The sequence below is a fragment of the Mycobacterium sp. Root265 genome (genome assembly GCF_001428895.1).
Lineage (GTDB): Bacteria > Actinomycetota > Actinomycetes > Mycobacteriales > Mycobacteriaceae > Mycobacterium.
In genome coordinates, this window is the sequence record NZ_LMJA01000002.1 from 327,127 (window position 1) to 341,038 (window position 13,912).

10 protein-coding genes are annotated in these 13,912 nt (G+C 68.5%); 3 read left to right on the forward strand and 7 right to left on the reverse strand.

Annotated elements, in window-relative coordinates; translation table 11 throughout:
• The first annotated feature begins 31 nt into the window (after positions 1-31).
• Together ASE48_RS04830 and ASE48_RS04835 are read left to right on the forward strand one after the other, a co-directional pair.
• Entirely contained in the window at positions 32-1,201 is a 1,170-nt protein-coding gene (locus ASE48_RS04830; protein WP_057165880.1) for a metallophosphoesterase family protein, read from the forward strand.
• Positions 1,198-3,810 carry an AAA family ATPase gene (locus ASE48_RS04835; RefSeq protein WP_057165881.1) on the forward strand — a complete coding sequence of 871 codons (2,613 nt, stop codon included), beginning with the start codon at positions 1,198-1,200 and terminating at the stop codon, positions 3,808-3,810. The genes ASE48_RS04830 and ASE48_RS04835 overlap by 4 nt, the downstream gene beginning before the upstream one ends.
• A 40-nt stretch (positions 3,811-3,850) precedes the next feature.
• Here the strand turns inward: ASE48_RS04835 and ASE48_RS04840 are convergent, their stop codons facing one another.
• From ASE48_RS04840 to ASE48_RS04850, 3 genes are all read right to left on the reverse strand, one after another.
• Positions 3,851-4,207, reverse strand: coding sequence for a hypothetical protein (locus ASE48_RS04840; RefSeq protein ID WP_057165882.1), 357 nt, complete (start codon positions 4,205-4,207; stop codon positions 3,851-3,853).
• A 182-nt stretch (positions 4,208-4,389) separates the two neighbouring features.
• Complete coding sequence (locus ASE48_RS04845) at positions 4,390-5,769, reverse strand: LLM class flavin-dependent oxidoreductase (protein WP_057165883.1); 1,380 nt, start codon at positions 5,767-5,769, stop codon at positions 4,390-4,392.
• An 80-nt stretch (positions 5,770-5,849) separates the two neighbouring features.
• On the reverse strand, positions 5,850-7,121 hold the full coding sequence (locus ASE48_RS04850; protein WP_442928684.1) for an acyl-CoA dehydrogenase family protein: 1,272 nt from the start codon (positions 7,119-7,121) through the stop codon (positions 5,850-5,852).
• 53 nt (positions 7,122-7,174) lie between these two features.
• On the opposite strand from ASE48_RS04850, the gene ASE48_RS04855 reads away from it, so the two are divergent.
• Positions 7,175-8,467 carry an alpha/beta fold hydrolase gene (locus ASE48_RS04855; RefSeq protein WP_057165884.1) on the forward strand — a complete coding sequence of 431 codons (1,293 nt, stop codon included), beginning with the start codon at positions 7,175-7,177 and terminating at the stop codon, positions 8,465-8,467.
• On the opposite strand, the gene ASE48_RS04860 is transcribed toward ASE48_RS04855, so the two are convergent.
• Genes ASE48_RS04860 through ASE48_RS04875 form a run of 4 tightly spaced genes read right to left on the reverse strand, consistent with a single transcriptional unit; the run spans position 8,454 to position 13,826 of the window.
• Positions 8,454-10,121, reverse strand: a complete 1,668-nt coding sequence (locus ASE48_RS04860) for an ABC transporter family substrate-binding protein (RefSeq protein WP_057165885.1) — start codon at positions 10,119-10,121, stop codon at positions 8,454-8,456. The genes ASE48_RS04855 and ASE48_RS04860 overlap by 14 nt on opposite strands.
• Before the next feature lie 11 nt (positions 10,122-10,132).
• A complete protein-coding gene (locus tag ASE48_RS04865) occupies positions 10,133-11,968 on the reverse strand; it encodes a dipeptide ABC transporter ATP-binding protein (protein ID WP_057165886.1) in 1,836 nt (611 codons plus the stop codon).
• Complete coding sequence (locus tag ASE48_RS04870) at positions 11,965-12,852, reverse strand: ABC transporter permease (protein WP_057165887.1); 888 nt, start codon at positions 12,850-12,852, stop codon at positions 11,965-11,967. Before ASE48_RS04870 ends, ASE48_RS04865 begins: the two co-directional genes overlap by 4 nt.
• Entirely contained in the window at positions 12,849-13,826 is a 978-nt protein-coding gene (locus tag ASE48_RS04875; protein ID WP_057165888.1) for an ABC transporter permease, read from the reverse strand. Before ASE48_RS04875 ends, ASE48_RS04870 begins: the two co-directional genes overlap by 4 nt.
• Positions 13,827-13,912 lie beyond the last annotated feature (86 nt).

The window sequence follows — 13,912 nt, forward strand, 5'->3', positions numbered from 1 at the left end:
GACGATCACCGACCCGGAAAGGAGTGCTGAGATGCGCTTTCTCCATACCGCCGACTGGCAGCTCGGGATGACCCGGCACTTCCTCAGTGCCGGTGGCGGTGAGGCACAGTCGCGCTACGCGGCCGCCCGTCGTGACGCCGTCTCGGGTCTGGGTGCGCTGGCAGCGGAGGTGGACGCCGAGTTCGTCGTCGTCGCCGGTGACGTCTTCGAGGACAACCAGCTGGCTCCGCGTGAGGTGAGCCTGGCGCTGGAGGCCATGCGGGCCATCGGCGTTCCGGTGTATCTGTTGCCGGGCAACCATGATCAGCTCGACGCCGGCTCGGTGTACACCAGCACGCTGTTTCTCGACGAATGCCCCGACAATGTCACCGTGCTGGACCGCGACGGTGCCTTCGAGGTGCGGCCCGGGCTGGAGATCGTCGCCGCGCCTTGGCGTTCCAAGTCGCCCACCACCGATCTGGCGGCCGCGGTGAGCGCCGACCTGCCTGCCGACGGCACGGTGCGCATCCTGGTCGCGCACGGCGGGGTCGACATCCTGGACCCGGATCCCGGAAAACCGTCGCTGATCCGGCTGGCCGGGTTGGAGGCCACCATCGATCGTGGTGCCGTGCACTATGTGGCTTTGGGGGACAAGCACTCTCGCACCGCGGTCGGCGCCACCGGCCGAGTCTGGTACTCCGGTTCCCCGGAGGTCACCAACTACGACGACATCGAGACCGACCCGGGGCACGTCCTGGTCGTCGACGTCGACGAGCACGATCCGGCGCACCCGGTCCAGGTGTCCGCGCGCCGGGTCGGGCGCTGGCGCTTCCTCACCTTGCGCCACGACGTGAACGATGACCGCGATATCGCCGGGCTCGACGTCAATCTGGATCAGCTGCCCGACAAGGAACGCACCGTGGTGCAACTGGTGCTCACCGGCTCGCTGACCGTCACCGACAAGGCCAAGCTGGACGCCTGCCTGGACCGTTACGCGCGGGTGTTCGCCTCGCTGCGGTTGTGGGAGCGGCACTCCGACATCGTGGTGCTGCCCGCCGACGGCGAATTCGACGACCTGTCGATCGGCGGGTTCGCCGCCGGCGCGGTGCAGGAGCTGGTCGATGCCGCGCGCACCGACGGCACCGAGGCCGAGGACGCCCGATCGGCGCTCGCGCTGCTGCTCCGCCTGTCCGGCGGACACCTGGAGGGCAACGTCGCATGAAGCTGCATCGTTTGGTACTCACCAATTACCGCGGGGTGGCCCACCGCGAGATCGAGTTCCCCGACCGCGGTGTCGTGGTGATCAGCGGCGCCAACGAGATCGGCAAGTCGTCGATGATCGAGGCACTGGACCTGTTGCTGACGATCAAGGATCGCTCCACCAAGAAAGAGGTGAAGGCGGTCAAACCCACCCACGCCGATGTGGGTGCCGAGGTGGTCGCCGAAATATCCACGGGCCCCTACCGTTTCGTGTACCGCAAACGCTTTCACAAGCGCGCCGAGACGGAGCTGACCATCATGGCGCCCAAACGCCAGCAACTCACCGGCGACGAGGCGCACGACCGGGTGCTGGCCATCCTGTCCGAGACGCTCGACACCGCGCTGTGGGAGGCACAGCGGGTGCTGCAGGCCTCGGCCACCGCGCCGGTGGACCTGTCCGGCTGCGACGCCTTGTCGCGCGCGCTCGATGTCGCCGCCGGTTCCTCCGACGATGTCGCAGGCGATGCCGATCCGCTGCTGGTGGACCGGATCGAAGTCGAGTACCTGACCTATTTCACCCCGACCGGACGCCCGACCGGTTCCTGGGCCGCGGCGACCAGTCGGTTGCGCGCCGCAGAGGACGAGGTGGTGCGCAGCGCCGCTGCGGTCGCCGAGGTCGAACAGGCCGTGCTGCGACATGCCACCCTGACCACGCAGCTGGCCGCGTCCGTCGCGCAGGTCGAGGCGGCCCAGGTGCGCGCGACCGCGGCGCAGCAGGCAGCCGCCGCCGTGGCACGGCTCACCCGCGAACGCGACACCGCCCGGGTGGTCGCCGAGGCCGCGACCGCCACCCACACCGCATCGCTCGCGGCGGTCAACGAGCGCCGCCGACTGCGCGCCGCGATCGACGAAAGGTCGAAGTCCGCAGCGGATTTGATTGCCGTGGCCGCCGAATCCGCACGAACCCATGCTGCGGCCCAGCAGGCCAAAGAGGCCGCCGAGATCGCCGCCGAGCAGGCATGCGCCGCCGCGGACACCGCCGCCATCGCAGTCGAGAACGCACGCGCCGACCTGGCCGCGCTGATCGCTCGAGACGAGGCGGCGCGGCTCACCGTCCAGCTGAGCAAGCTCGACAGTGCCGCAGCCGAACTCGCCGACGTGGACCGCGAGCTGGTCGGCAACACCATCACCGATGCGCTGATGCAGCAGATCGAGACCGCCGGGCGCGCCGTGCAGCGGGCGGCCGATCAGGCCGAACTCGCCTCGGCCCATATCGAACTCGTCGCACTGGCCGACGTGCGGCTGCGGGTCGGCGAGCAGACCGTCGACCTCGCTGCAGGCCAGGACTGGTCGGCCAGCGTCGGCGCCCCGACCGGAATCGAGCTGCCCGGGCTGTTGCGGGCCCGGGTGGTGCCGGGAGCCGACGCGCTCGACACCCACGCCACCCTGGTCGCCGCCGAAGAGGCCCTCTCCGAGGCGCTGCGGCGTGCCGGGGCAGACAACATCGACGACGCGCGCGAAATGGACGCCCGCCGGCGGGAACTGCGATCCGCGCAGAACCGGCTGCATGCCACCATCGCCGCGCTCACCGGCGATGAGACCCCCGAGCAGCTGCGTGCCCGGCACGCCGAACTGACTGCCGGACAACCGGTGGTCGCCGGGGACACCGACAGTGCGCGCGCCGCGCTGAAAACGGCCCGCGCGGCGCACCGGGCGGCATCGGAGAACGCCGACGTGCAGCGTGCGCTCGCCGCCGCTGCGGTCACCGCGTGCAATGACGCCGCCGTCACCGCGAGCGTGCTGCGGGAGAAGCTCGGCACCGCGCAGTCCGAGCTGCAGGCGGCCAACGCGCGGTTGGTCGCCGAACGGCTCACCGCATCCGATGACCAGCTCAGCCTGGTAGCCGAAGAGGCTGCCGAGAAGGCCGCCCGGGCGGGCACCGAGGTCACCCGCCTGGACGGCGAGCTGGCCGCCGCGCACCCGGAGACGGTGGCCGCCGAACTCGACGCGGCAAATCGCTCCCTACAGGGGCTGTTGCGCGAGCGTGAGGCCGCCGCCACCGCGATCACCGAACTCAGCGCAACGCTCAAACTCTATGGGACGCAGGGGCGTAAGGGCACCCTCGATGCCGCCCACACCGAACGCGAGCATGCCCACGGTGAATACCTGCGCATCGAGCGGCGCGCCCGCGCCGCGCAGACACTGCGCACGGTGATGTTGCGGCACCGCGAATCCGCGCGTCAACGCTATGTCGCGCCGTTCCGCGACGAGATCGAACGGTTGGGCCGCATCGTGTTCGGTGCCGACTTCGAGGTCGACATCGACACCGACCTCACCATCCGCAGCCGCACCCTGGGCGGCCGGACCGTGGGCTACGAATCGCTGTCGGGCGGGGCGAAGGAGCAGATCGGCATCGTGGCGCGGCTGGCATGCGCCTCGCTGGTGGCCAAGGAGGACACCGTGCCCGTCGTCATCGACGATGCGCTGGGCTTCACCGACCCGGACCGGCTCACCCGGATGTCCGCCGTGTTCGATTCGGTCGGCGGCGACGGCCAGGTCATCGTGCTGACCTGCAGCCCGGATCGGTACGCGGGCATCGAGGACGCGCGGCTGATCGAGCTGACCGCGTAGACCGCGGCTTCGACCCGACCGGGGTCAGTGATGGGGCGGTCTAGAAATCCTGCGTCAAGAACAGGTTGAGCGGCGGTTTGCCCTCGCACGTGTCGACCTCGCGCAGGGTGCTGCTGTCCAGAGTGACTGCGCAGACCGAACCGGAACTCAGGGCGTAACTGCCCGTCCACGTGCTGCCGCCCTGCAGGTGCAGGTCGAAGGCAACGGAGCCACCGGTTTGCAGGTGCATGCAGTCCGGGCCGCACGGTGTGAACGTTGCGGTGGACGCCATCGGCGTTCCATCGATCACCCGGGTGTAGGTCCCGGTCAGCGGATCTGCCGATGCCGGTCCCGCCAACGCCACCGCGGCGCCAGAAACCGCCGCGATGACCGCCAATCCTCGGATGAAAGCCGGCATGGTGTGCCCCTCGTTGTCGGTCCGCGGAACCCTCGCTGGTTTCGTCGATGCCGAACATCATCGCAACAACGGTGCAGTACGTGGGCGTTTTCGCGAATTGGCAGCGATTGACAACATGTTGCTGAACAAGCATGGCTCGAGAGTTTCACCGTCGGTGGCGGCGTGTCGGGGCAGAACCTCCACTAGGCGACGGCGTCCGCCACCCCTGCTGTCGCCTGGAGGTCATCCACCGTCGCCCCGGCGGGCAGCGCGCTCAGCCCGAGATGATCCCGCAGGGTGTCGCCGGTGTACTCGGTGCGGAACAGGCCGCGACGCTGCAGTTCGGGGACGACATAGTCGACGAAATCGTTGAAGGTGCCCGGGCTTTGGGCCGCCGACACCATGAAACCGTCGGCCTCGCCGGACGTGAAGGACTCTTCGATCTGATCGGCGACCTGCGACGCGGTCCCGACGTACTGGGGCAGCAGCACGCCCTGGGCGTACCACTTGCCGATATCGCGCAGGGTCAGGTTGTCCCGGTTGGCGACGCGACGGGCGGTGTCGAACAGGCCCTGGGTGCCGGTCACCTGGACGTCCTCCACCGGTGCGTCCAGGTCGTACCGCGAGAAATCGTGATTGGTGTGCACGCTCAGCGTGATCAGCCCGGAGATCGGATCGGCCAGTTCGTTGTGGAAAGCCTGCTTCTCCCTGGCGATGGATTCGGTCTCGCCGATGAACGGGATGAAGGCCGGGAAGATCAGCACACCGTCCGGGTTGCGGCCGAAATTGCTTGCCCGCGACTTGATGTCGTCGTAGTAGGCCCGGCGGCCCTCCGGCGTCGGGTCGATCTCGAAGATGGCCTCGGCCCAGCGGGCGGCGAAATCCCGTCCGGTGTTCGATGAGCCGGCCTGGATGAGCACCGGACGGCCCTGCGGTGAGCGCGGGACGTTCAGCGGACCGCGGGTGCGGAAGAACGTGCCCTCATGGTCGACCCGGCGGATCTTGTCCGGGTCGGCGAACACCCCGGTGGCCTTGTCCACCACCAGTGCATCCGGATCCCACGACGACCACAGCTCCAGCGCGGTCCGCACGAACTCGTCGGCCCGCTCATAACGGAACTCGTGGTCCAGGTGGTCGTCCTGGCCGAAGTTCTGTGCCTCGCTGGCCGTCAATGAGGTGACGATATTCCAGGCGACCCGTCCGCGGGTGATGTGGTCCAGGCTGGCGAAGATGCGGGCCAGCTCGTAGGGGTGAAAGTAGGTCGCGGACTTGGTGATCGCCACGCCCAGCTTCGAGGTGACCGCGCCGATGCTGGCGGCCACGATCGACGGGTCCAGCGTCGCGGTGGCCTGGGTGCCGCGGCGCAGCGGCTCGGTGATGTCGGCGCCGTACTGGGCCGGGGCGGCCAGCAGGTCGGCGAAGAACACGAAATCGAACTTGCCGCGCTCCAGGATGCGGCCGATGCGGTGGTAGTACTCCGGGGTGGTGAAGTCGGTATCGCTGCCGGGGTGCCGCCACGCGGCGTGGCTGTGGGTGACCTGGGAGGCGATCTGGAAACCGCCGAGGTGCAGTTGCTTGGTCATGGATGGTCTCTCCTTGTGATTTCGGCGTGATTCGCTGCGCCTACCGCAGCGGATCACGCCGAAATCGCCGATTGTGGCGATCAGAAGTAGGCGTTGGCCGGGATCGGGGTGCCGTGCAGCAGGTTCTGCCCGATGACGCGCGCCTTGAGGCCCACCGGGTTGTGCAGCGTGATGGTGCGGATGTTGCGCCAGTGCCGGTCCAGGTTGCGCTGCCGGCTGGACGCGCTCGCGCCGCCCAGCTCCAGCAGGCGGGTGGCGGCGATCGGCGCGATATCGTCCAGATGCACCTTGACCTTGGCCACCTTCAGCTGCGCCGCGGCGGCCAGCGCCGCGTCCGGCACACCGTCGACCTCGGACTCGGTGGCCGCGCCGATGGCCTCGGCGGCGTCCAGCACCGCGGTGCGCGCGATGTAGGCCACCGAGGCCAGTTCGCCGAGCTGGCGCTGCAGCAGCGGGTCGTCGGCGGGGCGTTCGGCCAGCGCATGGCTGAAGCTGCGCTCCCGGGAGCGCAGCAGGTCGACCCCGTCATCGACGACATTGGCCAGGATGCCTGCCACCACGGCATGGATGTAGAGCTGCAGCGACGCGTACTGGACCGTCGGGACCGGCTCGGCGTCATAGGGGCTGTCGCTGAGCACCTCGTCCTCGGAGACGCTGACACCGGTGAAGGTGGTGGTCCCGGTACCGGTGCGGCGCTGCCCGAACCCGTCCCAGTCGTCGATGATCTTGACGCCGGGCCGGTCTGCGGGCACCACCACGACGGCCACGGAGTCGTGATCGGTGGTCGCGGTGGTGGTCAGGTAGTCCGAGAACAGCGTGCCGGTGCTGTAGAACTTCTCGCCGTCGAGCCGGAAACCACCGGCCGGGTTGGGGAGCAGCCGGGTGTTGAAGACCAGGCTGCCGACGGCCTGCGTGCCCTTCTCGCTGAACGCGTTTCCGAAGATCTTGCCCTCGGACACCAGGTCGAGCCATCTGCGCGACTGCGAGCGCAGCCGCTCCTCGACGAACCAGAAGTGGGCGCGGAAGATGTGCGCGACAATGGGATCTGCCTGCGCGACATCGATCACCGCGGAAAACATCTGCGGCACAGTGAGTCCTGCGCCACCGAACTCGGCAGGAAGTCGTAGTGTGCCGAAGCCGGCGCGCTTGAGGGCGGCGACCTGATCAAAAGGGTTCTCGTCGTTGAGGTCTCGGTCTCGGGATCCGGAGCCGATACTGCTCAGCAGATCCTTCCACTCGGGTGTCCCGGGCAGGATGCGCTGGTTGTGTGCGACGGTTGTCATGTCGACCATTTGTACTGGTGGCACCCACCGGGCCGCACTGCTTGCGATCACCGCGATCCTGAGAGTCACCCGGTGGATGCTCAGGGTGTGGCCGTTCGGGGCGCGGGGCAGAATGGTGGGTGATGACGATGTCCGCCAAGCGCCGCAAGGCCCACGACAAGCTGGCCGCCCTGCCCGGCGTGCGCCCCATCCGCCGGCCGGTGACCCGTGCCGGGGACGCGGTGTCCGACCCGCATCACGCGGCGTTCGACCTGTACTACGTGCGTGTCGGCCGCAAGACGGCCCACCCGGTGGTGGTCATCCCCGGCGGCCCGGGGCTCGCGTCGGTGGCGCCGTACCGGGCGTTCCGGCGGCACGCGGCCGCCGCGGGCTTCGACGTGATCATGATCGAGCATCGCGGGGTGGGGCTGTCCCGCCACGACGACGCCGGCGTGGACCTGCCGCCGGAGGCGATCACGGTCAAGCAGGTGGTCGACGATGTCGCCGCGGTGCTCGACGATGCCGGGGTCGAGACCGCGCACATCTACGGCAGCTCCTACGGCTCCTACATCGCGGCGGGCGTCGGTGTGCGGCATCCGGGCCGGGTCGCCGGGATGGTGCTGGACGGCCCGGTGCTGTCGGCCGGCGATATCGACGAGATGCGCACGGCGATCCGCGGGCTGCTCTGGGACGGCACCGACGCCCCCGAAGACACCGACGATCCGGCCCCCGATCTGGCACTCAAGGTCCGCACGCTCGCCGATGAGGGGATGAGGCTCGACGGATCAGCTCAGGTCGCCAGCATGGTGTACGAGTACGGGGGCGTCGGTCTGCTCAACCGCCAGCTCGACCTGCTGCTGCACGGGCGCACGCTGCTGTGGGCCGGACTGAGCAGGGCATTACGGATCACCCAGCGCAAGACACCGTATCGGCACGAGGACGATCTGGTGGGGCGTATCGCCTTCCGCGAACTCAACTTTGCCGGAGAGCCCGACGGGCTACCGCTGGATCCGTCGGTGGTGATGCGGGAAATCCACGAACCGGCCCAGGAATTCGAGCGTGAGCCGTTCGACCTCGTCGCGGCGATGCCCGAATTCGACTGGCCCACCGCGGTGTTGTCGGGTGGCCGGGACCTCACCACGCCGCCCGCGGTGGCGCGTCAGGTGGCTGATCTCATCCCCGGCGCCACGCTGGTGACCTTGCCCACCGCCGGCCACAGCGTGCTGGACACCCGGGAGCGGGCGGCGCTGGAGGTCATCGGTGCGCTGCGGATCGGGGCGGTGCACACCCTGGCCGACCGCGGCGTGGAACTGGACAATCTGCCCGTCAACCCGCTCGTGCGGACCGCGATCACCGTGATCTCGGCGGCCGCCGCCCTGGAATCGACACTGCCGGCGGCGGTGCCGCGGATCGTGTCGCGGATCAGGGTTTCATGAATCCGATCGCCGAGAAGTTGACGTCCCCGATACCGCTGGGGCCGTAGTTCGCCAGGGTGCTGCGGACCGCGACGTTGCCCGGGGCCTGGAACAGCGGCAGGCTGTGGCCTTCGGTCCAGATCAGCTTGTCGAGCTCATTGGCCAAAGTGCGTGCCTTGGCCGGGTCCAGCTCGGAGAGCGTCTCTTCGATCTTGGCGTCGATCTCGGGGCTGCCGATCTTGCCGTAGTTGCTCTCGCCCTGCGCCGCGTAGATCTGGGTGAGGCTGGCCAGCGGGAACGCATCACCGCCCCAGGCGAACTGGGCAATGTCGAAGTTCCCGATGGTGACGTAGTCGGGGAACAGCGCACCGCCGGGCGCGGGCACCAACTCGAGGTTGATGCCGATCTGGGCGAGCTGGTTCTGCGCGATCTGGGCGACCGCGCGGGTGCTCGCACCGTCGTAGAACACATTGCGGATCTTGAGCTGCTTGCCGTCCTTCTCGCGGAACTGGCCGTTCTGCGTCCAGCCGAGCGCGTCGAGTTCGCTCTTGGCCGCCTCCGGGTCGAAGGGCACGCTGTTGTCCTGGTAGCCCTCCTGACCGGCCAGGTAGATGTGGTTGTTCAGCGATGTCGGGTTGTCGGCCAGCCCGCGCTGGGTGACCGCGGCGATGGCCTGGCGGTCGAGGCCCTTCATGACGGCGGTGCGCAGGCCGGGATCGGACAGGATCGCGCCCTGGTTGCCGTTGATGGTCAGGTGGTACCAGTTCGGCGCCGGCGCCCGCCGGATCGTGACACCGGCGGTGCGCTTGGCGTTCTCCAGATCGTCCAGCGAGGCCAGCCCGGCCGCATCCAGGGCGTTGTTCTGCAGCGCCGGGATCACTGCGGCGTCATCGAGCACGGTGTAGGTGATGGAATCCAGCAGCGGCGGTGTTCCCCACCATTTCGGGTTGCGGGTCAAGATGATTCGCTGCGCACCCCGGTCGACGGTACTGATGGTGAACGGTCCCGCCGACACCGACGGCCCGTTGAGGAAGCCCTTGTTGAACGCCTCCGGGTCCGAGGTCACCGCCTTGGGCGCGAGCATTGCGTTGCCTGCGAACATTCCGCGCCAGTCGGCGAAGTGCCTGTCGAAGGTGATGACGGCCTGTCGCTCATCGACCCCCTTGGTCACCGAGGCCACCCGCTCGCTGCCGTTGGGCGAGGCGAACAGGAATCTCTTGTCCTTGCCGCTGGTGGCGTTGATCTGGGCGGCCATGTCCTCCCAGGTGATCGGTGAGCCGTCCGACCAGACCGCCTTGGGGTTGATCGTGTAGGTGACGATCTGCGGTTCGGTGCTGGTGAGTTCGACGCTGGTGAAGTAGTCGCTGTTGACCGTCATCTCGCCGTTGGGCTTGATGACGAAGGCGCGGGGCAGCGTCGCCCGCAGCATCCTGCCGAGCTCGCCGAGGTTGCCGTCGACGTGCAGGTAGTTGAAGTTGGGCGGGAAGCCGGTCAGCGCCAGCCGCAGATTGCCGCCCTGCTGCAGGGTGGTCGGGTCCTGCGGGTTGATGTCCGCGGTCGCGCCGATCTCGGCATTACCTCCGGCCGACGGCACCGAGGTGTCGGGGGCCGAACAACCGGTCAGGGCAAGCGTCACCGCTGCGCCCACCGCGAGCAGACGTGAAATCGCACTCATGCGTCCAGACTCTAACCGGGATCGGGCTGGTGGCGGGGGACCGCCGACAGCAGGCGACGGGTGTACTCGTGTTGCGGAGCGCCGAACACCTGCTCGCTGTCACCCTGTTCGACGACGCGGCCCTTGTGCATCACCGCCACCCGGTGGGCCAGGTGCCGCACCACCGACAGATCGTGGGAGACGAACAGGTACGCCAGCCCGAAACGCTCCTGCAGGTCCAACAGCAGGTTGATGATGCCGGCCTGGATCGACACGTCCAGCGCCGACACCGGCTCGTCCAGCGCCAGGATCTTGGGTTGCAGCGCCAATGCCCGGGCGATGCCGATCCGTTGCTTCTGCCCGCCGGAGAATTCCGCCGGGTAGCGTCCGGCGTCCTCGCGGCGCAATCCGACCAGGCCGAGTAGTTCGGCCACCCGCTCTTCGGCTCTTGCGCGATCGAAACCGTTGGCGCGCAATGGTTCCGCCAGTACATCGAGTACCGGCAGGCGCGGGTCCAATGAGGCGACCGGGTCCTGGAAGACCACCTGCAGATCGCCGCGCAGCAGCCGCCGGCCCGGCCGGTCCAGTTTCGCCACATCGGTGCCGAGGACCTCGATGGTGCCGGACTGCGGGGCGGTCAGCTCTAGAACCTGATGCAGTGTCGTGGACTTGCCGGACCCTGACTCGCCCACGATGCCCAGGGTGCGGCCCTGATGCAGGTCGAAGCTGACACCGTCGACTGCGCGCACCTCGCCCACCCGGCGGCGGAACACCACACCCTTGGTCAGGGCGTAGGTCTTGGCCAGATCGCGCACCCGCAGCACGATCTCACCGCTGTCTTCGGCCGGATCCGCCTGCGGTGTGAGCGGCACCCCGTAGATATCGGCCGCGCTGCGCCCGCGGACCTGTTGGTGTCTGATGCAGGCGACTTGGTGGGCCGGGCCCACCGTGACGAGTTCGGGTTCGGCGGTGTGGCAGGCGTCGATCACCAGGGGGCAGCGGGGGGTGAACGGGCAGCCCGGCGGCAGCGCCGCCAGGGACGGGGGCGCACCCGGTATGGGCACCAGGCGTTCACCGCGGGGTGCGTCCAGGCGGGGCACCGACCCGAGCAGCCCTGCGGTGTAGGGCATCCGGCGGTTGCGGTACAACTCGGCGACCGGCGCGGTCTCGACCGCCCGGCCGGCGTACATCACCAATGCGCGGTCGGCGAATTCGGCGACGACCCCGAGATCGTGGGTGATGATCAGCACGCCGGCACCGGTGACATCGCGTGCGGTGCGCAGTACGTCGAGGATCTGGGCCTGCACGGTCACATCGAGCGCCGTCGTGGGTTCGTCACAGATCAGCAGATCGGGGTCGTTGGCGATGGCAATCGCGATGACCACGCGTTGCCGCTCGCCACCGGACAATTCGTGCGGGAACGCCCGGGCACGTTGGTCGGGCTGGGCGATGCCGACGAGTTCGAGCAGTTCGACCGCGCGGGTCCGGGCCTGGCGGGCGCCGATATCGCGCCGGTGGATCCGGATGGCCTCGGCGATCTGATCGCCGACGGTGTACACCGGGGTCAGCGCCGACATCGGATCCTGGAAGACGGTGCCGATCCGGGCGCCGCGGATGCGCGACATCTGCGCGTCGGGCAGCCCGATGAGCTCGTCGCCCTGCAGCCGAACCGAACCGGACACCTCGGCGAACTCGGGGAGCAGACCGATGACCGCCATTGCGCCGGCCGACTTGCCCGCCCCGGACTCGCCGACCAGCGCGACCACCTCACCGGAATTCACGTGGTAGTTCAGCCCACGGACGGCGGCCACGGTTTCGGTGTCGGTGGGGAACTCGACCCGCAGGTCGCGCACTTCGAGCAGTGTCATGAGCGCCGCCGCCGCGGTCGGGCTGCCGGGTCGAGCGCGTCGCGCAGACCGTCACCGATCAGGTTGGCGCACAGCACGATCAGCACCAACACACCGGCGGGGAACAGGAACACCCAGGGGAATGTCGTCACCGACCGGGTGCCGTCGGCGATCAGGGTGCCCAGTGAGACATCGGGTGGCTGCACGCCGAACCCCAAAAAGCTCAGCCCGGTCTCGGCCAGGATCGCGATACCGACGTTCAAGGCGGTGTCGATGATCAGGATGGAAGCCACGTTGGGCAGGATGTGGCGGACGATGATCCGCCGGTTCGAAACGCCCATGTACCGTGCCGCGGAGACGAACTCGCGTTCCCGCAGGCTCATCGTCATGCCGCGCACGATGCGGGAACTGATCATCCAGCTGAACCCCGACAGCAGCACGATCAGCCACAGCACGCTGCCGCCGGACTCGCGGATGCGTGGCGTCACGATCGCGATGAGCAGGAAGCTGGGAACGACCAGCAGCAGATCGACGATCCACATCAGGGCGCGGTCGCGCCAGCCCCCGAAGTACCCGGCGATCGCACCGACGGTGGCGGCGATCAGGGTCGAGATGAATGCCACGGCCACGCCGATCAGCAGCGACTTCTGCATGCCGCGCAGCGTCTGCGCCAGCAGGTCCTGACCGATCGAGTTGGTGCCGAACCAGTGCACCGTCGTCGGGGGCTGTTGCAGCGCGTAGTAGTCCAGATCGGTGTGCGAATAGGGCAGCAGCGGGGGCAGCGCCCAGCAACTGATGAACAGCAGGGCGAGCACCGCCAGGGAGATGACGGCGGGCCGGTTGCGCAGGAACCGGCGCAGCACCAGGGTGCGCCGGGACACGAATCGGTACTCGGTATCGGTCATCCCACACGCACCCGTGGATCGAGGGCGGCGTAGACGACATCGGAGAGCAGGCCGGCGAGCAGGATCGTGACGCCGGTGAAGACGGTGATGGCGACCACGATATTGGTGTCCTGGGTGGTGATGCCCTGAATGACCCACTCGCCCATGCCGTGCCAACCGAAAATCTTCTCGACGAACACCGCACCGGTGAACAGCCCGCCGACGCTGTAGGCGAACAGGGTGGCCATCGGGATGAGCGCGGTGCGCAGGCCGTGTTTGAACAGCGCCTGGCGGCGGGTGAGTCCCTTGGCCCGCGCCGTGCGGATGAAGTCCTGCCCCAACACATCCAGCATGGCGTTGCGCTGGTAGCGGCTGAACCCGGCGATGGAGGCCAGCGCCAGCGTGAACGTCGGCAGCACCAGATGCTGTATCCGGTCCACGAACTGGTTCCACCACCCGCCCACCGCATCGGGGGACGTCTCCCCGGTGTATTCGAACAATTGCAGCCCGAGTATCGAATTCACCTTCAGCGCACCGAGAATCAGCAGGTTGGCGATCACAAACGTGGGGGCGCTGATGATCAGCAGCGAGGCCACGGTGATGGCGCGATCGGAGAAACGGTACTGCCGGATGGCGCCCCAGGCGCCGACCACGACCCCGATGATCGTGCCGATGACCGACCCGATCAGCACCAGTCGCAGGCTCACCCCGATGCGGCGCCACAGTTCGTCGGTGACCGGCTGTCCGGTGACGGTGGTGCCGAAGTCGCCGCGGACGGCTCCGGACACCCAGTCCGCGTAACGCACCGGGATCGGCTTGTCGAGGTTGAGCTCGGCGGCCTTGGCGTCGATGACCGCCTGCGGCGGGCGCGGGTTGCGCTCCAGCAGGCTGTCCAGTGGGGAGAACGTCAGCGATGTCAGCGTGAATGCGAGGATCGAGGCCAGCGCCAGCAGGATGACGTAGTTGAGCAGCCGGCGCGCCAGGAACCGGGTCATCCGATGGATCCGCTGCTGGGCTGCATGCGGAACAGGGTAGGAGATGGACGCGCCGCTGGTGCGCCGACGCCGGCGAACGGCGCGTT